The sequence below is a fragment of the Sphingomonas sp. 67-41 genome (assembly GCF_001899725.1).
Taxonomy (GTDB): Bacteria; Pseudomonadota; Alphaproteobacteria; order Sphingomonadales; family Sphingomonadaceae; genus Sphingomonas; species Sphingomonas leidyi.
Genome location: NZ_MKWJ01000031.1, coordinates 191675 through 207974, shown reverse-complemented (window position 1 = coordinate 207974; position 16300 = coordinate 191675). Strand labels below are relative to the sequence as shown.

The 16300-nt window shown below is 65.3% G+C and carries 23 protein-coding genes and 1 pseudogene; all 24 read right to left on the bottom strand.

The genetic code is table 11. From position 1 onward, the window contains the following. Positions 1 to 104: 104 nt before the first annotated feature. A complete protein-coding gene (locus tag BGP17_RS21765; protein WP_286713587.1) occupies positions 105 to 2018 on the bottom strand; it encodes a hypothetical protein in 1914 nt (637 codons plus the stop codon). Positions 2019 to 2269: 251 nt separating this feature from the next. Then, on the bottom strand, positions 2270 to 3337 hold the full coding sequence (locus tag BGP17_RS21760; RefSeq protein ID WP_086128667.1) for a DNA-directed RNA polymerase subunit alpha: 1068 nt from the start codon (positions 3335 to 3337) through the stop codon (positions 2270 to 2272). Positions 3338 to 3438: 101 nt separating this feature from the next. Beyond that, complete coding sequence (rpsK, locus tag BGP17_RS21755; protein ID WP_010545745.1) at positions 3439 to 3828, bottom strand: 30S ribosomal protein S11; 390 nt, start codon at positions 3826 to 3828, stop codon at positions 3439 to 3441. A gap of 14 nt (positions 3829 to 3842) precedes the next feature. Continuing rightward, the gene (rpsM, locus tag BGP17_RS21750; protein WP_137862269.1) at positions 3843 to 4211 is read right to left on the bottom strand and encodes a 30S ribosomal protein S13; all 369 of its coding nucleotides are present in this window, start codon (positions 4209 to 4211) and stop codon (positions 3843 to 3845) included. Between the two features lie 434 nt (positions 4212 to 4645). Then, positions 4646 to 5335 carry a response regulator transcription factor gene (locus tag BGP17_RS21745; protein ID WP_286713586.1) on the bottom strand — a complete coding sequence of 230 codons (690 nt, stop codon included), beginning with the start codon at positions 5333 to 5335 and terminating at the stop codon, positions 4646 to 4648. A 350-nt stretch (positions 5336 to 5685) separates the two neighbouring features. Beyond that, on the bottom strand, positions 5686 to 6201 hold the full coding sequence (locus BGP17_RS21740; protein WP_286713584.1) for an SRPBCC family protein: 516 nt from the start codon (positions 6199 to 6201) through the stop codon (positions 5686 to 5688). Positions 6202 to 6228: 27 nt separating this feature from the next. Next, positions 6229 to 6438, bottom strand: a complete 210-nt coding sequence (locus BGP17_RS21735; protein ID WP_286713583.1) for a hypothetical protein — start codon at positions 6436 to 6438, stop codon at positions 6229 to 6231. A 148-nt stretch (positions 6439 to 6586) separates the two neighbouring features. Next, positions 6587 to 6931, bottom strand: a pseudogene (locus BGP17_RS23900) (polysaccharide deacetylase family protein); the annotation flags it as partial. Positions 6932 to 7363: 432 nt separating this feature from the next. Beyond that, a complete protein-coding gene (locus tag BGP17_RS21725) occupies positions 7364 to 8017 on the bottom strand; it encodes an adenylate kinase (RefSeq protein ID WP_286713581.1) in 654 nt (217 codons plus the stop codon). A gap of 39 nt (positions 8018 to 8056) precedes the next feature. Beyond that, positions 8057 to 9418, bottom strand: a complete 1362-nt coding sequence (secY, locus tag BGP17_RS21720; protein WP_086128661.1) for a preprotein translocase subunit SecY — start codon at positions 9416 to 9418, stop codon at positions 8057 to 8059. A 166-nt stretch (positions 9419 to 9584) separates the two neighbouring features. Beyond that, positions 9585 to 10136: a 50S ribosomal protein L15 gene (gene rplO, locus BGP17_RS21715; RefSeq protein ID WP_167297950.1), complete on the bottom strand. Its 552-nt coding sequence runs from the start codon at positions 10134 to 10136 to the stop codon at positions 9585 to 9587. Positions 10137 to 10240: 104 nt separating this feature from the next. Then, positions 10241 to 11266 carry a hypothetical protein gene (locus BGP17_RS21710; protein WP_286713580.1) on the bottom strand — a complete coding sequence of 342 codons (1026 nt, stop codon included), beginning with the start codon at positions 11264 to 11266 and terminating at the stop codon, positions 10241 to 10243. A gap of 222 nt (positions 11267 to 11488) precedes the next feature. Continuing rightward, positions 11489 to 11683: a 50S ribosomal protein L30 gene (gene rpmD, locus BGP17_RS21705; RefSeq protein WP_167297948.1), complete on the bottom strand. Its 195-nt coding sequence runs from the start codon at positions 11681 to 11683 to the stop codon at positions 11489 to 11491. A gap of 5 nt (positions 11684 to 11688) precedes the next feature. After that, the gene (gene rpsE / locus BGP17_RS21700) at positions 11689 to 12423 is read right to left on the bottom strand and encodes a 30S ribosomal protein S5 (protein ID WP_086128657.1); all 735 of its coding nucleotides are present in this window, start codon (positions 12421 to 12423) and stop codon (positions 11689 to 11691) included. 2 nt (positions 12424 to 12425) lie between these two features. Beyond that, positions 12426 to 12785, bottom strand: a complete 360-nt coding sequence (rplR, locus tag BGP17_RS21695; RefSeq protein ID WP_179188060.1) for a 50S ribosomal protein L18 — start codon at positions 12783 to 12785, stop codon at positions 12426 to 12428. After that, positions 12785 to 13318, bottom strand: a complete 534-nt coding sequence (gene rplF, locus BGP17_RS21690) for a 50S ribosomal protein L6 (protein ID WP_167297947.1) — start codon at positions 13316 to 13318, stop codon at positions 12785 to 12787. Before rplF ends, rplR begins: the two co-directional genes overlap by 1 nt. After that, positions 13318 to 13713 (bottom strand): 30S ribosomal protein S8, encoded by a 396-nt coding sequence (rpsH, locus tag BGP17_RS21685; RefSeq protein WP_086128654.1) that lies wholly within the window; start codon positions 13711 to 13713, stop codon positions 13318 to 13320. Before rpsH ends, rplF begins: the two co-directional genes overlap by 1 nt. A gap of 11 nt (positions 13714 to 13724) precedes the next feature. Next, entirely contained in the window at positions 13725 to 14030 is a 306-nt protein-coding gene (rpsN, locus tag BGP17_RS21680; protein WP_086128653.1) for a 30S ribosomal protein S14, read from the bottom strand. A 19-nt stretch (positions 14031 to 14049) separates the two neighbouring features. Further along, positions 14050 to 14631 carry a 50S ribosomal protein L5 gene (gene rplE / locus BGP17_RS21675; RefSeq protein ID WP_086128652.1) on the bottom strand — a complete coding sequence of 194 codons (582 nt, stop codon included), beginning with the start codon at positions 14629 to 14631 and terminating at the stop codon, positions 14050 to 14052. After that, on the bottom strand, positions 14624 to 14941 hold the full coding sequence (gene rplX / locus BGP17_RS21670; RefSeq protein ID WP_086128651.1) for a 50S ribosomal protein L24: 318 nt from the start codon (positions 14939 to 14941) through the stop codon (positions 14624 to 14626). Before rplX ends, rplE begins: the two co-directional genes overlap by 8 nt. Then, on the bottom strand, positions 14941 to 15309 hold the full coding sequence (rplN, locus tag BGP17_RS21665) for a 50S ribosomal protein L14 (RefSeq protein ID WP_086128650.1): 369 nt from the start codon (positions 15307 to 15309) through the stop codon (positions 14941 to 14943). Before rplN ends, rplX begins: the two co-directional genes overlap by 1 nt. A gap of 65 nt (positions 15310 to 15374) precedes the next feature. Then, positions 15375 to 15647, bottom strand: coding sequence for a 30S ribosomal protein S17 (rpsQ, locus tag BGP17_RS21660; protein WP_086128649.1), 273 nt, complete (start codon positions 15645 to 15647; stop codon positions 15375 to 15377). A 12-nt stretch (positions 15648 to 15659) separates the two neighbouring features. Beyond that, positions 15660 to 15863: a 50S ribosomal protein L29 gene (gene rpmC / locus BGP17_RS21655; RefSeq protein ID WP_086128648.1), complete on the bottom strand. Its 204-nt coding sequence runs from the start codon at positions 15861 to 15863 to the stop codon at positions 15660 to 15662. A gap of 4 nt (positions 15864 to 15867) precedes the next feature. Further along, on the bottom strand, positions 15868 to 16299 hold the full coding sequence (gene rplP, locus BGP17_RS21650; protein ID WP_086128647.1) for a 50S ribosomal protein L16: 432 nt from the start codon (positions 16297 to 16299) through the stop codon (positions 15868 to 15870). Position 16300 lies beyond the last annotated feature (1 nt).

Here is a 16300-nt window from a genome sequence, read left to right as displayed (position 1 = left end):
AGAGTTGAGCTAGAAATATAATGGCCAAGAAGCGGATTTATCGCTTCATGACCATAGTGTCTATGACCAATTTTTCTTCATAGCGTTCATTCTGAATCCACGATCTATTTCACGCGCTCGATGGAGATCTGGTTGGACGAAGCCTGACCGGAAGTATTCCGTGCGGAAGCCGCGCTGTCGGAGTAATACAGCCGTATCTGGTAGCTTTTGCCAGCTCGCAGCTTTCCTTCGAATGAGAAATCCACCGAGGGGGCGACTGGGAGAAGGTATCGGACCAACTGGGCTACATTCTCCGAGTCCGTCACATTATAGAGAATGATATTCGCCTGAGATGTCCCGACAAGGCCGTCCAGCTGGATAAAGCCTCGGACCATATAGATATCCGTCACGGCTGGTGAAAATGTATTGTTTCCATTCCACTCGTTGCGCACGTCCTTGGTTGCTACATTGAAGCTGATCGTCGTAGTCATATTATGGGCAATCGCTTGCGCACTCGAGACGGTAACCAGCAGCGGTGCATCTTCGCCAGGCCGAAACCGAATGAAGTTGCTGTCGGGGTTGGCGTTCGCAAAGCTCGCGCCAAACGGTATGCGGGCCTCGCATGCATAGGCCAATGCCCCAAAATCGACGTGGCGCTGGCTCGCATCGATGCTGACAAAGCCATAGTCCGACATGCTTACCGCAGAACTCTCGCGGCTCACCTTCACGTAGGTGCCGGTGCCATCGGTCCCCATCGGCCCGCCGCCATGAGCCCGCATGGTGCCCAAAGGCACGTTTTGCGCGTTGTTCACGGTATAGGTTCCTTCTTTGCCAACTCCGGTTCCCAGGCCCGTGATCATCGTTCCTCCACTGATACCAGCTCCGGTCAGGCTTGCTCCGCGATAGAGAATACCCGAAAGAACCTCCGTGACCGTCAGCGTGGTTCCTGAAATCGAGCCGGTTACGATCGCGCCCCCCTGCGTCGCGTCGAAGAGGCCACCCGAGACAATGACCGCATCGGCGTCGGCGATACCGATGCCCGCATATCCCGTCGAACTCGGCTGAATCCCCTCGATGTACATGTCTCGAATGGTGACGCCTCGACAGCTCTTGATCCGCACCTGGTCATGTTTGTTGAATTCCGCTTTTCCGCCGTAGATGCGGGGCGTGAAACATCCAGCGATGGCGATACCAGCGCCCGCCTTTGCGACTTGCGACGACACCTGCAGCAATGTCACGTCATGGCTAATCGCGTTCAGGACAATATTGTCGCCGGTTTCCGCTCCGCGAACCTGCACCCTCTCCATCATCAGCGAATAACAGCTATCCAGAACGACCGGACTGTTGCCGCTCTCGATATATACATCGCGGATGCAGAACATCGTGGTCGCCTTGCGGCCCCAGAACGCTTTCCCGCTGGTTGGCGAACCGATGATAGCCAAGCCTTCAATGAGGGTCCGTTCAAAATCGGCATCGCCGCTTCCGGCGCCCGTGCCATAGACAAGACAGTCTCCAGTCCCTCGATTATGGAGATATGTGGCAGCGGGGCCTTGTCCGTAAATGCCCACTCCTTGCTGACCGATGACGGGAGACCCGATGTTGAAGCGCCCGGCAGGCATCCAGAGGAGTCCGCCACCGCGCTCGCCTTCGATGGCTTCCATGGCAGTCTGGATCGCAGCGTCGACGTCAATGGTGCTGGTTCGATCGCGTATGCCCGATTTGGCAGCCTGCGGCACGAAACCCATTACATTGTAGGAGCCGTTGTCGAGGATATAGTCGCGAAGATTCAGGAAGGGCGCACCCGCGGCGGGATACTTCGCAACCACGGCCGTTGCGGCTTGTCGAACCCAGGCCCCTGCGGTCAGCGAGACGCTGTCGGCCTTCACAATGTTCACATTATCGGCTTGGTCGGTGAAGTCGCCGGATGTGAAGAACAAGACTCCGTCCGGAATGCCGCTTGCCCCGACCAGGCACGCCGCACCGCTCGCCGTGCCGGCCTTCAAGGCTGCGAGGGAAGAATAGCTCTCGACGGCAGACATATTTTGCTCCTCTGCTTCCTATGAAACATAAGAGGAACATTCCAAATCCTACATTACAAGGCGATTTCGGAGCGATGCGTGACAATCACGCGTCGGTCAGCCGCTGCCCAACACCTGGATAGACCAATGGTTTGGCCCGAAGCGCGGCTTATGATCGACTTGGTGCACAAAGCTGCCCATGCTCCGCGCAAACCAAAAGGGCCGCCCCTTTCGGGGCGGCCCTTCCGTTTGTTCCGCAGCGATCTTGAGCCTTAGCCCATGATCTCCTGCTCGAGCTTCTTGGCCATCTCTTCGATGTTCTCGGGCGGCCAGCCCGGGATTTCCATGCCCAGGCGCAGGCCCATGCTCGAAAGCACTTCCTTGATCTCGTTGAGCGACTTGCGGCCGAAGTTCGGCGTGCGCAGCATCTCGGCCTCGGTCTTCTGGACCAGATCGCCGATATAGATGATGTTGTCGTTCTTGAGGCAGTTGGCCGAGCGGACCGACAGCTCCAGCTCGTCGACCTTCTTCAGCAGATAGCGGTTGATCTGCGAAGCGTCGCCCGCGGCGCCCTCCGCAGCCGGAGCCGCAGCCGCCATGCCGATCGGAGCCGAGCGGGTGATCGCCGAATCGTCGAAATGGACGAACAGCGCCAGCTGGTCCTGGAGGATGCGCGCGGCATAGGCCACCGCGTCTTCCGGGGTGATCGTGCCGTCGGTCTCGATCGACAGGGTGAGCTTGTCGTAGTCGAGCTCCTGGCCGACGCGGGTGTTCTCGACCTTGTACGAGACCTGGCGGACCGGGCTGTACAGCGCGTCGACCGGGATCAGGCCGATCGGCGCATCCGCCGGACGGTTCGACGCGGCGGGGACATAGCCCTTGCCGGTGTCGGCGGTCAGCTCCATGTTGAGCGTCGCGCCATCGTCCAGGTGGCAGATGACGAGATCGGGGTTCATCACCTCGATGTCGCCCGAGACGGCGATGTCGCCGGCCTTCACCTCAGCCGGGCCGGTGGCCGAAAGCTGGAGGCGCTTCGGGCCTTCGCCCTGCATGCGGATCGCGATCTGCTTCACGTTGAGGACGATGTCCGTCACGTCCTCGCGCACGCCCGCCAGCGAGCTGAACTCGTGGAGGACGTTCTCGATCTTGATCGAAGTGACCGCGGCGCCCTGCAGCGACGAGAGCAGCACGCGGCGCAGCGCGTTGCCGAGCGTCAGGCCGAAACCGCGCTCGAGCGGCTCCGCCACGAAGGTCGACTTGCGCTTGGGATCGCCACCGGGCTTCTTCTCGAGGCCGTTGGGCTTCTTGAGTTCCTGCCAGTTCTTAGCGTTGACCGACACGGGCTTTCCTCATGTTGGGCGGGACCAGAGGCGCGTCCCGCCAGGTAATTGCTGCAAGACCGCGGACCCGCCTCTGGGCCCGCGGCGACAAGCAGGAACGATCAGACGCGACGGCGCTTCGACGGACGGACGCCGTTGTGCGGGATCGGAGTCACGTCGCGGATCGACGTGATCTGGAAGCCGACCGCCTGCAGCGCGCGAAGGGCGCTCTCGCGGCCCGAACCCGGGCCCTTCACTTCGACCTCGAGGGTGCGCACGCCGTGCTCGGCGGCCTTGCGGCCCGCATCCTCGGCGGCGACCTGGGCGGCGTACGGGGTCGACTTGCGCGAGCCCTTGAAGCCCATCATGCCGGCCGACGACCACGAGATGGCGTTGCCCTGCGCGTCGGTGATGGTGATCATGGTGTTGTTGAAGCTGGCGTTCACATGGGCGACGCCGGCGGTGATGTTCTTGCGCTCACGACGGCGGATGCGCTGCGGTTCACGTGCCATTTCTCAGCGCTCCCTTACTTCTTCTTGCCGGCGATGGGCTTGGCCTTGCCCTTGCGGGTGCGCGCATTGGTGTGCGTGCGCTGGCCACGGACCGGAAGGCCCTTGCGGTGACGCAGGCCGCGATAGCAGGCCAGGTCCATCAGGCGCTTGATGTTCATCGCGGTCTGGCGGCGAAGGTCGCCCTCGACGGTGTAGCCGGCGTCGATCGCCTCGCGGATCTGCAGCACTTCCTGGTCCGACAGGTCCTGCACGCGGCGCTCGTCCGCGATGTTCAGCTTGGCGGTGATCTCCTTGGCCTTGGCCGCGCCAATGCCGTGGATGTACTGAAGCGCGATGACGACGCGCTTATTCGTCGGGATATTAACCCCCGCAATACGAGCCATGAATTTTTTCTCCCAGCTCCACGGGGCGCCGCATGGCAGCTCGCACCCCATCTCGTAGCGTTGATCCCGAAATGCGGCGGCACGACGAGCGCACAAGCACGCCGCCGGACACCGGTGTTTCGGAAGATGCGCGACATATGCATCCACCAGCGCAGAGTCAAGCGCTGTGGAAAAGGCTTTCGCCGAAAATGGACTTATACACGAATCCGGGGCTTCCGCCAAGCCGATGCCGCCGGCCCATCCTGCAGGCATGGCGTTCAACCGGATCGTCGAAGCCCTTGCCGGCGCGATTGGCTCGCCCATGTGCGCATGACGAAGGCGCGACCGATCGGCTGGGCACCCGGCGTCATGCCGCCGGCGCAGCGGAACGGGCGCGGCCCCGCATCGCAGGGCGCGCGCGCCGCGCGCGGCACATGTCGAGAGCGGGATGCGCGCTATCCTTCAGCCGCCAGCCGGTACCCCGCGCCACGCACCGTATGGAGGATCGGGGCTTCCCCTTCCTCCAGCTTGCGGCGCAGCCGGCCGATATGGACGTCGACCACGTTCGAGCCAGGATCGAAGCGGCAGTTCCACACATGCTCCAGCATCATGGTACGGGTGACGACCTCGCCGGCATGGCGGGCGAGATATTCGAGCAGGTGGAACTCGCGCGCCACCAGGGGCACGGCGCGGCCGGCACGGGCAACGGTGCGGCTGAGCAGATCGATCTCGAGATCCCCGACGACGATCCGGGTCGCCTTGGAGTCCGCCTCGGCCCGATCGGCGCGGCGCAGCAGTGCGGCGATGCGCGCGCGCAGCTCGGCGAAGGAGAAGGGCTTGGCAAGATAATCGTCGGCACCCGCAGCAAGCCCGCCCACCTTGTCGTCGACCGTGCCGAGTGCGGAGAGCATGATCGCCGGGGTCCGCAGCCCCTGTTCGCGCAGCGCACCCAGCATCGACAGGCCGTCCATGCCGGGAAGCATGCGATCGAAGATCCACAGGTCGAAATCCCCCTCGGCCGCGCGGGCAAGACCGGTACTGCCATCGGCGCAGGCCTCGATGGCGAAACCGGCATCGGCGAGCCCCTGGGTCACGAAATCCACGGCGGCGGCATCATCCTCGACGATCAGGATATGGTGCTTCACGTCCATCCTCCGCCCGAGCCGGCAAAAGGGGTGGCCGACGGACAAGGGGGCGTCCGCCGGCCGAGCGTCGATGCCAGGGCAGCATCGGCGCCTTCAGTGCGCATCCGCATCCTGGGCGCTCTTCCCGGCGAGCCCGATCCGGAAAGGGGGCTGATCCGGACCATCGGCACGGCGGCGATCGCAGGGGGAGGAGCGACCGGGCCGGCGCCGGGAAGAGCAACGCGTAAACCGGATGTGTTTGACCTCTGATGCGTGACCGGCGGGGGCATGCCGGCCATGGGCTGCTGATAGCCCGCCGCGGCACCACGGGCGGTGACCGGGGCATGAAAAAACCGTAATGTTGAAACCGCTCAGCGCTCGGCGGCGGCCTTCAGCCCGGCAAGCTGCGCAGCAAGCACGCCATCGACCGGCGCGGCGATCCGGCCCAGGCCCGGCGCGCCCGCCACCGCATATTCGATCGTCACCCTGGTCGACTTGCCGTCCGGCGCGGGATCGAGCGTGACCGTCATCACTGCGCTGGCCGGAAAGGATTGCAGCGGCCCCAGCCCGCCGCTGAGGCGCAGCATCTTGCCCGGGCGGACGAAGATCACGCGCATATGCTCGACGCCGCCGCCGTCCGGCAGCTTCTCGCACCAGCAGCCGCCGGGCCGCGGATCGAGCGAGAGGTTCGCGGCGCTGCCCGACCAGCTATGCTCGCCGCTCCACCAGGCCGAGGGCGTGACCAGGGCCGCCCAGACCTTGGCGGGCGGCGCGGCAATCGCCCCCTTCTCGACGACGGTGAAGCTGGTTTCCGTCGAAGCGGCGACTTCGGCGGCGGCAGGCGCGGCGGCGGCGAGCGCCAGCACTATCGGAAAATGCGCCTTCATGATCCCTCCCCCCTCGAGCCAGGGCGATCATAGCGCGCAGAGCAGCATTCCAGAAGCGGCGGCGACACGGCGCGGCACTTCGATCTCGATCCGACCGGCCACCGCCCGCGCGCGGGAGACATAGTGGAGCGTGCCGTCCAGATAGGCATCGAAGGCGCTGGCCCGCACGTGCTGCCCGTCGACGAAGCGGCGCAGCGCATAGGGGCTGGCACCGGGCGGGTTGAGCCCCTCGGTCACCAGCGTGGCGGAGCGAATGCCGCTCGCCGCGAGCAGCGCCGGCGCGGACGGATGGAAGGTGCCGCTCGGATAGCAGAAATGCGCCGGCGCCGGTCGCGGCGACCAGCGCGGCTCGGTTCGCCGCTATCTCCGGCACGAGCTGGCCGATGCGGCCGGCAACGTCGATATGCCGATGGGTGTGGAGCTGGATGTCGAGCCCCCGGCCATGCGCGTCGGCGATCTCGGCCGGGCGCATGAGATGGAACTGCCGGCATTCGAGCCAGGCCTCGCCCACGCCGAGCGCCCGGCCATGCGCCCGCAGCGCATCGAGCCGCTCCCGCTCCGGCAGCGCCTCGATCCGGCGGATCACCGCGCCGCGATCCTCCCCCGCCCGGCCCGAAGCGGCGATGAGATAGTCTACCGCAACATTGATCACCGGCAGATCGCGCCCCGCATACCAGGTGGTGGCATAGAGCGTCGCGGGAAGGCGATGCCGCTCGAGCACCGGCAGCATGTGGCTGTGGGTCGAGGCCCAGCCATCATCGATCGTGATCACCACCGCGGCACGCGGCAGGCGGTTCGCGGCGAGCCGCTCGACTGCCTCGCCCAGCGGCAGCACCGGCAGGCCCGATCGCGCCAGCCGCGCCATGCGCGCCGCGAACCGCTCGGGCGTCATGAACAGGCAGCTGCCAAAGGGCGCGCCGGGCGCCAGCCACAGGCCATGATAGCAAAGGATGCGCAGCTGGGCGCCGGTCATGCGGCGGGCGAGCATCGACAGGCCGGTCCACCGGGCGGCTCGCAACAGGGCGCGCTTGGGCAACATCGATGACCAATCCCCCGCCCGGCCTGGATGCCGGGGCAAAGGGGAATGGTCCCAGTCCCGGCTTAAGCAGGGGTTAGGGCAACAATATATTACAAAGCGCCGAGCGGCCCGGCCGGGCCGGGATCAGGCAGTGCCGTCGAGGATCGCGTCGATCTGCGCGCCCACTTCGGCGATATCGGCCATGCCGTCGACCTTCCGCACCAGCCCCTTGGCATCGTAGAAGGGCAGGATCGGCGCGGTCTTGGCGCGATACTCGGCCATGCGGGTGCGCACCGTCTCGGCATTGTCGTCCGGGCGGCGCTTGAACTCGTGATGGCCGCACACGTCGCACGTGCCCGCGACCTTGGGCAGCTTGAACTTGTCGTGATAGCCCTCGCCGCAGTTCGCGCAGGTGAAGCGACCCTCGACGCGCTCGACCAGCGCGTCCTCGTCCACTTCGAGCTCGATCACATAGTCGAGCTTGCGGCCGCGCTCCGAAAGCAGCGAATCCAGCGATTCGGCCTGGGCCGCGGTGCGCGGATAGCCGTCGAAGATCGCCCCCTTCAGCGTGTCTTCCATGTCGAGCCGCTCGCCGATGATGCCCGAGACGATCGAATCGGACACGAGTTCGCCCGCGTCCATGACTGCCTTGGCCTGCAGGCCGGTGGGCGTCCCCGCCTTGACTGCGGCGCGCAGCATGTCGCCGGTCGAGAGCTGAACCATGCCGCGCTCTTGCTCGAGCCGCTTAGCCTGGGTGCCCTTGCCGGCTCCCGGCGGGCCCAACAGGATGATGTTCACTAAGCCTATCCCCTCAGTTTCGGCCAGTTTGGGCCGCGCTCAGCGCGCGCGGCCCTTGAGCTTCGCTTTCTTGATCAGGTCGCCATACTGGTGCGCCAGCAGGTGCGACTGGATCTGGGTCACCGTGTCCATCGTCACGTTGACGACGATGAGCAGGCTGGTGCCGCCCATCAGGAACGGAATGCTCATCGACGAGAACACCGCTTCGGGAACGAGGCAGATGATCGTCAGATAGGCCGCACCGATCACGGTGATGCGCGTGAGCACGTAATCGAAATAGAGCTCGGTGTTCTTGCCGGGGCGGATGCCCGGGATGAACCCGCCATAGCGCTTGAGGTTCTCGGCCGTCTCCTCCGGATTGAACACCACGGCGGTGTAGAAGAAGGAGAAGAAGATGATGCCGAGGCCGTAGAGCGTCATGTACACCGGCGAGCCGTGGCGCAGCCAGGTGTTCAGGTTGATGATCAGGTCGCTCCACCAGTTCTCGCCCGCGGTCATGTTGCCGGCGAACTGAGTGACGGTCAGCGGCAGGAGCAGCAGCGACGAGGCGAAGATCGGCGGGATCACGCCGGCGGTGTTGAGCTTGAGCGGCAGGTGGCTGCGCTCGGCCTGCACGCCGCGCGCCGTCTGGCGCTTCGGATACTGGATCAGGATGCGGCGCTGGGCACGCTCCATGAAGCAGATGAACAGCACCAGGATCGCCACGCCGACGATGATCGTGATCAGGCGCAGCGGATCGATCGACCCGGTGCGGCCGCTCTCGAACAGCTGGACGAGCGTGGTGGGCAGGCGGGCGACGATGCCGGCCATGATGATCAGCGAGATGCCGTTGCCGATGCCGCGATTGGTGATCTGCTCGCCGATCCACATCAGGAACATGGTGCCGCCGATCAGCGAGATCACCGCGCCGATGCGGAAGATCAGGCCGGGCTCCACCACGGGCTGCAGGCCCTGGCTGGCACCGAACGTCTCGAGGCCGACGGCGATGAAATAGCCCTGCACCGCGGTCAGCGCGACGGTGCCGTAGCGGGTGTACTGGTTCAGCCGCTTGCGGCCGCTCTCGCCTTCCTTCTTGATCGCGTTGAGCTGCGGCGACAGCGACGTCGCGAGCTGCACCACGATCGAGGCGGTGATGTAGGGCATCACGCCGAGCGCGACGATCGACATGCGGTTGAGCGCGCCGCCGGTGAAGTTGTTGAAGAAGTCGAGCACGCCGCCCTGGGTCTGCTGCGCAAGCAGATTCAGCTGGGTGGGGTCGACGCCCGGCAGCGGCACGTAGCTCAGCATCCGGAAGACGATCAGCGCGCCGAGGGTGAACCACAGGCGCTTCTTGAGATCGGTCGCCTGGGCGAACTTCGCCAGGTTGATGCTGGAAGCAAGTTGATCGGAGGCGGAGGCCATATTGTATCAGGTCCCGGAAACAGAAACGGCGGATGAGCGTTTCCGCCCCCCGCCGCTCATATAGGGTGTCCAACCCTTTGGGCAATCTGTCCCCGGCCCGAGGCTGGGGACAAGTTGCGAACGGCACGATGCTGGATCCCCGGCACGCGACCGGGGCGCCGCGTCGTCACGCCTTGGCGGCGGCCTTCTTGGCTTCCTTGTCCGCCGCGCGGGCCTTCTGCACGACGCGGTGCTTGGCCTTGGCCTTCTCGGCGGCCGGCACGATCGTCGGGATCGTCACGGTGCCGCCGGCCTTCTCGACCGCCTCGATCGCGCTCTTCGACGCGCCGGCGACGGTGAAGTTCAGCTTGGCCTTGAGCTCGCCCTTGCCGAGCAGGCGCACGCCGTCCTTGCCGCCACGGGTCAGGCCCGCCGCGTTCAGCTCGGCCTGGGTCAGGTCGGTCGCGGTCAGCTTGCCCGAGTCGATCGCCTTCTGGATCGCGCCCAGGTTCACCTCGGCATAATCCTTGGCGAAGATGTTGTTGAAGCCGCGCTTCGGGATACGCATGTGGAGCGGCATCTGGCCGCCCTCGAAGCCCTTGATCGAGACGCCTTCGCGGCTCTTCTGGCCCTTCTGGCCGCGGCCGGCGGTCTTGCCCAGGCCCGAGCCGATGCCGCGGCCGACACGGACGCGGCCCTGACGGGCACCATTGTTATCGCGGAGATCGTTGAGCTTCATGGTCGTGCACTCGCTTTCGCTTTTGTCGCGCTGATGGAAAAGGAAGCGGGGCCCATAGCGGGGCGGAGACGTCTTGTCGACTCCCCAATCCGCGCGCTCCGCCTTCAGCGCACGACCAGAAGCGGCACCGCCCCGCTCAGGGATGCCTTCCCGTTCACATCCGTAAGAACCAACACGACGCCTGGTACTGCGAAGCTCACACGATAGCCCCCGCGATCCTCGAAACGCGGCAGAGAGCGAAAGGCGACGCCCCCGGAACCGGGGAACCGATAGAGCCCGTCAGTCCCTACCGCCCACAGGTCGCCCCGGACCTGCGCGGCGCCGAAGAAGGCAACGGTATTTCCCGGTTCATCGGCATTCTTGTCCGGATAGGGCGGCTGGGGATCCTCCGCCTTGTAATAGAGACGCCGGATCCGATTGCCGCAAAGCTCCACGATCCTGCCGTGCGACATCATATGCACCAGGCCGATCGCGGCCACGATGCAACCGCGGTCTCGGGGCGAGGCAGCGATCGCGTTCACCGCGTCGCACCCGGCGTTGAGCGGCCCGCCGCAGAGCGTGCCGGATCTATTGCTTTCGAGCGACTCGACCTTGCCATCCGCGCGGCGGATGCGGGTCAGTCCCCCGCCCCATTCTCCATTGTTGAAGCCGACCCAGAGCGCCGCGGCATCGGCGAACATCGTGGTGCTGACGATCGGCGCCTCGAGCTCGCGGCTGAGCGCGGTTTCGCGCACCGTATCGCCTTCGATCGTGAGGAGCCGCCGGTTGGTGACGACGAACGCGCCATCCATGCCGCAGCCAAAGGCGATCAGGTTCTCCTTCCCCACAGCAAGCGATCTGCCGGGACCCCACTTCCCCGACGCACGGGCCTGGAGCAGCCACGCCCCCTGCCCGCTCGCCTGAACCAGCACCACCGGCGATCCTCCCGCGCGGCACAAACCAAGCGCCTTGCCCGGCAACACCTCGCGCTCCGCCCTTGCCGCATCCGGTCGCAGGGAGACGAGGCTCCCATTCTCCAGACGCAGCCACAACCGATCCTCGGCGAAGACGCCATCGACAATGGCTGGGCCGGGCGGAGGAAATTCCGGCTGATCCTGGCGCGCCTGGCGCCACAGGAAAGCCAGTACCAAGGCTGCCGCAAGCGCAAGGACCACGCTCGCGAGCACCCATCCACGCCTTGCTGTTCGGCTTCCCCGCATGGTGTCGATGCTGGCGTCGCCGTCGCCGCATTACAAGCGGCAGTCCGGCCATGGCGGATTGAAGCAGCCGCCCCGCCTTGCCCGCCGCAAAGGAAAAGGGGCGGTAGTTGCCTACCGCCCCTTCTCGATTTTGCTGCAGGATACGCGAAGGCTTCAGCCCTCGAGCACCTTCACCATGTGCGGCAGCTTGCGGATCATGCCCCGAACTTCGGGAGTGTCCTCGAGCTCCGAGACCTTGTGCATCTTGTTGAGGCCAAGGCCGATCAGCGTCGCGCGCTGATCCTTGGTGCGGCGGATCGGCGAGCCGATCTGCTGGATCTTGACAGTCTTGCGGGTTTCCTGGGCCATGTCGCTTACTCCGCGATCGCGGCCGCATCCGCCTCGGCGGTCTGCGAACCACCGCGGCCGAGCAGATCGGCGATCTTCTTGCCGCGGCGCTGCGCAACGCTCTTCGGCGAGGTCTGCTCGCCAAGCGCTTCGAAGGTGGCGCGGATCATGTTGTAGGGGTTCGAAGTGCCGACCGACTTGGTCACCACGTCCGCCACGCCCAGGCTCTCGAAGACGGCGCGCATCGGGCCGCCCGCGATGATGCCGGTACCCTGCGGAGCCGAGCGCACATAGACGCGACCGGCACCGAAGTGACCCGCACCGTCATGGTGCAGCGTGCGGCCTTCCTTGAGCGGAACGCGCAGCATCTTCTTCTTGGCCGAGGCGGTCGCCTTCGAAATGGCTTCCGGCACCTCGCGGGCCTTGCCATGGCCGAAGCCGACACGGCCCTTGCCGTCGCCCACGACGACCAGCGCCGCGAAGCCGAAGCGCTTGCCGCCCTTCACCGTCTTCGAGACGCGGTTGATGTGGACCAGCTTCTCGATCAGCTCCTCGCCGCCGTCCTCGGCGTTCTGGCCACGACGATCGTCGCGACGGCCACGGTTGCCGTCACGGCCGCCACGGCCGCGATCACCGCCGCCGCCCGGACCACCACGGCCACGGCCGCGGCCACGGCCCTGCTGCTCCTGCGGAGCGCCGGCACCGGCGTCCTGGGCCTCGAAGCCCGCGCCTTCCGGCGCCTGGTTGTTTTCGTCAGCCATTCTCAGAACTCCAGCCCGCTCTCACGAGCGGCATCGGCCAGCGCCTTGACGCGGCCATGATAGAGGAAGCCACCGCGGTCGAACACGACCTGGGTGATGCCGGCGGCCTTGGCGGCCGCGGCAACGCGCTTGCCGACTTCCTGCGCGGCCTCGATGGTCGCGCCGGTCTTGCCGCGCACGTCCTTGTCGAGGGTGGAAGCCGCGGCGACGGTCTTGCCCTGCGTATCGTCGATCACCTGGGCATAGATATGCTTGCCCGAGCGATGGACCGAAAGACGCGGACGACCACCGGCACGCGCACGCAGCGCAGTGCGGTTGCGGCGACGACGCTTCGCGAAAAGCGAGAGACCCTTGGTGCTGATCACTTCTTCTTCCCTTCCTTACGGAAGATGAACTCGCCGTCGTACTTGATGCCCTTGCCCTTGTACGGCTCGGGCTTGCGCCAGCGGCGAATCTCGGCCGCAATCTGGCCGACCTTCTGCTTGTCGATCCCCGAGATCTCGACCGTGGTCTGATCCGGGGTCTTGATCTCGATGCCTTCCGGCACGTCGATGTTCACGTCGTGCGAATAGCCGAGCTGGAGCTTGAGCACCTTGCCCTGCGACGCAGCGCGATAGCCGACGCCGGTGATCAGGAGCTTCTTGGTGAAGCCCTCCGTCACGCCGGTGACGAGGTTCTGCACCAGCGTGCGCTGCATGCCCCAAAAGGCACGCGCCTGCTTGGTCTCGTTCGCCGGCTTCACCACGATGCCGCCGTCTTCGACGGTGTAGCTGATCTCGTCGCGCAGGTTGAGCGACAGGGTGCCCTTCGGGCCCTTCACGCTCAGCACGCGGCCATCGATCGAGGCGGTAACGCCTGCCGGCACGGTGACCGGCTTCTTGCCGATGCGGCTCATCAGAACACCTCCGCCAGCACTTCGCCGCCGACATTCTGCTCGCGCGCTTCCGCGTCCGAGAGAACGCCGCGAGGCGTCGAGACGATCGTGATGCCCAGGCCGTTGCGCACGCGGGGAAGCTCCTGGCTGCCCGAATAGACGCGGCGGCCCGGCTTCGAGATGCGCGCGACGTGCTTGATCGCCGGCTGGCCCTCGAAATACTTCAGCTCGATGCGGATGCCCGCGGCGGGGCCCATCTGCTCTTCGCTATAGCCACGGATATAGCCTTCGCGCTGGAGCACATCGAGAACGCGCGCACGCAGCTTGCTCGCCGGCGTCAGGACGGAGTCCTTGCGGGCGCGCTGGCCGTTGCGGATGCGGGTGAGCATATCACCCAGGGGATCGGTCACTGCCATCTTCGTGATCCTTACCAGCTCGACTTGGTGACGCCGGGGATCAGGCCCTTGTTGGCCAGATCGCGCAGCATGACACGAGCGAGACGGAACTTGCGGTAGTAACCGCGGGGGCGACCGGTGAGCTCGCACCGGTTGCGAATGCGGGTCGGGTTCCCGTTGCGGGGAATCTCGGCCAGCTTGAGACGCGCGATGAGACGCTCGGTCTCATCGAGGCTCTCGTCGTTCGCGATCGCCTTCAGCTTCGCATACTTGCCGGCGTACTTCTTCACCAGCTGCTTGCGACGCTCGTTCTTGTTCACGGAACTCAGTTTCGCCATGACTTAAGTTCTCTTTCCTTTACGCGGCCTTGGCTTCGCCGTCCGCATCCTGCGGGAACGGGAAACCGAAGAGACGGAGAAGCTCGCGAGCCTCGTCGTCGGTCTTCGCGGTGGTGGTCACGATCACGTCCATGCCGCGGATCTTGTCGACCTTATCGTAGCTGATTTCCGGGAAGATCAGCTGCTCCTTGAGGCCGCAGGCATAGTTGCCACGGCCGTCGAACGACTTCGGGTTAAGGCCACGGAAGTCGCGAACGCGCGGCAGCGCGATCGTGATGAAGCGGTCGAGGAACTCGTACATGCGCTCGCGGCGAAGGGTGACCTTCGCGCCGATCGGCATGCCCTCGCGCAGCTTGAACTGCGCGATCGACTTCTTCGCCTTGGTCACGACGGGCTTCTGGCCGGCGATGAGTTCCATCTCCGACGCGGCCTGCTCGACCTTCTTCTTGTCCTGCGTGGCTTCGCCGACGCCCATGTTGAGCACGATCTTCTCGATCTTCGGCACTTCCATGACGTTCTTGTAACCGAACTTCTCGGTCATCGCCTTGGCGATCTGCTCGTCATAGAGCTTGCGCATGCGCGGCGTGTAGGAATCAGCCATTGATGACCTCCCCGGTCTTGACGGCGACGCGGACCTTCTTGCCGTCGCGCTCCTCGAAGCGGACGCGCGTCGGCTTGCCGTCCTTGGTCACGTGCGCGACCTTCGACACCGCCATCGGCGCTTCCGAACGCTCCAGGCCACCCTGCGGGTTGGTCTGGCTCGGCTTGCGGTGGCGCACGGCGACGTTGATGCCCGAGACGACAACCTTGCCGTCCTTGGGCAGCGACTTGACGACTTCGCCGGTCCGCCCCTTGTCCTTGCCGGACAGAACGATGACCTGGTCGCCCTTCTTGATCTTGGCAGTAGCCATCACAGCACCTCGGGGGCGAGCGAAATGATCTTCATGAAGCCCTTCGAGCGCAGCTCGCGGACCACCGGGCCAAAGATACGGGTGCCGATCGGCTCCTCGTTCTTGTTGACCAGGACGGCAGCGTTGCCGTCGAAGCGAATGACCGAGCCATCGGCGCGGCGGACGTCCTTGGCGGTGCGGACGATGACGGCGCGGTGCACGTCACCCTTCTTCACCTTGCCGCGGGGAGCAGCTTCCTTGATGCTGACGACGATGACGTCGCCCACGGACGCGAAGCGACGCTTCGATCCGCCCAGCACCTTGATGCACTGCACCCGCTTCGCGCCGCTGTTGTCTGCGACGTCGAGATTGGACTGCATCTGGATCATCGATCCGGTTCCTTCTCGTTCGGCCTACCGGGACATCCCTGCCCGGCGGTTCCAGTTGAAAATGCTTAGGCGGCTGCGTCCGACTTGGTCGGGGTCGCGTGGGTGTTCACCCGCTCGATCACCTTCCAGGTCTTGAGCTTCGAGATCGGCGCAGTCTCTTCGATGCGCACGGTCTCGCCGGCCTTGTACTCATTGCCCTCGTCATGGGCATGATACTTCTTCGAGCGACGGATGATCTTGCCGTAGAGCGGGTGCTTCACCTTACGCTCCACGAGCACGACGACCGTCTTGTCGCCCTTGTCGGAAACCACGTTCCCGGTCAGCACGCGCTTCGGCATGGTTTCGTCCTCTTACTTCGCAGCCGAGCGCGAGCGCTCGTTCTGCAGCGTCTTGATACGGGCGATGTCGCGACGGACCTCGCGGACCCGGCTCGGCTTCTCGAGCTGGCTGGTCGCGGCCTGGAAACGGAGGTTGAACGCCTCGCGCTTCAGGTTGCCGAGCTCTTCGCTCAGCTGGTCCTCGGTCTTCGCACGAAGATCGGTAGCCTTGGTCATTCTATCAACCCTCCAGGTGCGAGGTATCGCCGAGGCGAGCCACGACCTTGACCTTGATCGGCAGCTTCATCGCCGCGCGCTCGAACGCTTCCGCGGCGAGCGGGCCCGGCACGCCGTCCAGCTCGAACAGGATGCGGCCCGGCTTGACGCGGGCGACCCAGAATTCCGGCGAGCCCTTGCCCGAGCCCATGCGGACTTCGGCGGGCTTCGACGAAACCGGCACGTCCGGGAAGATGCGGATCCAGAGACGGCCCTGGCGCTTGATGTGACGCGTGATCGCGCGGCGAGCCGCTTCGATCTGGCGGGCGGTGATCCGCTCCGGCTCCATCGCCTTCAGGCCGTACGACCCGAAGTTCAGCGCGGTGCCACCCTTGGCGTCGCCATGGATGCGGCCCTTGAAGGCCTTGCGGAACTTGGTGCGCTTCGGTTGCAACATG

Coding starts and splice junctions, on each gene's coding strand:
- rplO (WP_167297950.1), bottom strand. CDS start 10,136: ATGAAGCTCAACGATCTCCGCGATAACAATGGTGCCCGTCAGGGCCGC.
- rplF (WP_167297947.1), bottom strand. CDS start 13,318: ATGAGCCGCATCGGCAAGAAGCCGGTCACCGTGCCGGCAGGCGTTACC.
- rpsE (WP_086128657.1), bottom strand. CDS start 12,423: ATGGCTGACGAAAACAACCAGGCGCCGGAAGGCGCGGGCTTCGAGGCC.
- rpsQ (WP_086128649.1), bottom strand. CDS start 15,647: ATGCCGAAGCGCGTGCTGACCGGGAACGTGGTTTCCGACAAGGGCGAC.
- rpmC (WP_086128648.1), bottom strand. CDS start 15,863: ATGACCAAGGCTACCGATCTTCGTGCGAAGACCGAGGACCAGCTGAGC.
- rpsH (WP_086128654.1), bottom strand. CDS start 13,713: ATGGCAGTGACCGATCCCCTGGGTGATATGCTCACCCGCATCCGCAAC.
- rplN (WP_086128650.1), bottom strand. CDS start 15,309: ATGATCCAGATGCAGTCCAATCTCGACGTCGCAGACAACAGCGGCGCG.
- rpsM (WP_137862269.1), bottom strand. CDS start 4,211: ATGGCTCGTATTGCGGGGGTTAATATCCCGACGAATAAGCGCGTCGTC.
- rplX (WP_086128651.1), bottom strand. CDS start 14,941: ATGGCTACTGCCAAGATCAAGAAGGGCGACCAGGTCATCGTTCTGTCC.
- BGP17_RS21740 (WP_286713584.1), bottom strand. CDS start 6,201: ATGAAGGCGCATTTTCCGATAGTGCTGGCGCTCGCCGCCGCCGCGCCT.
- secY (WP_086128661.1), bottom strand. CDS start 9,418: ATGGCCTCCGCCTCCGATCAACTTGCTTCCAGCATCAACCTGGCGAAG.
- rplP (WP_086128647.1), bottom strand. CDS start 16,299: ATGTTGCAACCGAAGCGCACCAAGTTCCGCAAGGCCTTCAAGGGCCGC.
- BGP17_RS21765 (WP_286713587.1), bottom strand. CDS start 2,018: ATGTCTGCCGTCGAGAGCTATTCTTCCCTCGCAGCCTTGAAGGCCGGC.
- rplE (WP_086128652.1), bottom strand. CDS start 14,631: ATGGCTGATTCCTACACGCCGCGCATGCGCAAGCTCTATGACGAGCAG.
- rpmD (WP_167297948.1), bottom strand. CDS start 11,683: ATGGCCCAGGAAACCCGCAAGACTGTCAAGATCCAGCAGATCGGCTCG.
- rpsK (WP_010545745.1), bottom strand. CDS start 3,828: ATGGCACGTGAACCGCAGCGCATCCGCCGTCGTGAGCGCAAGAACATC.
- rpsN (WP_086128653.1), bottom strand. CDS start 14,030: ATGGCGAAACTGAGTTCCGTGAACAAGAACGAGCGTCGCAAGCAGCTG.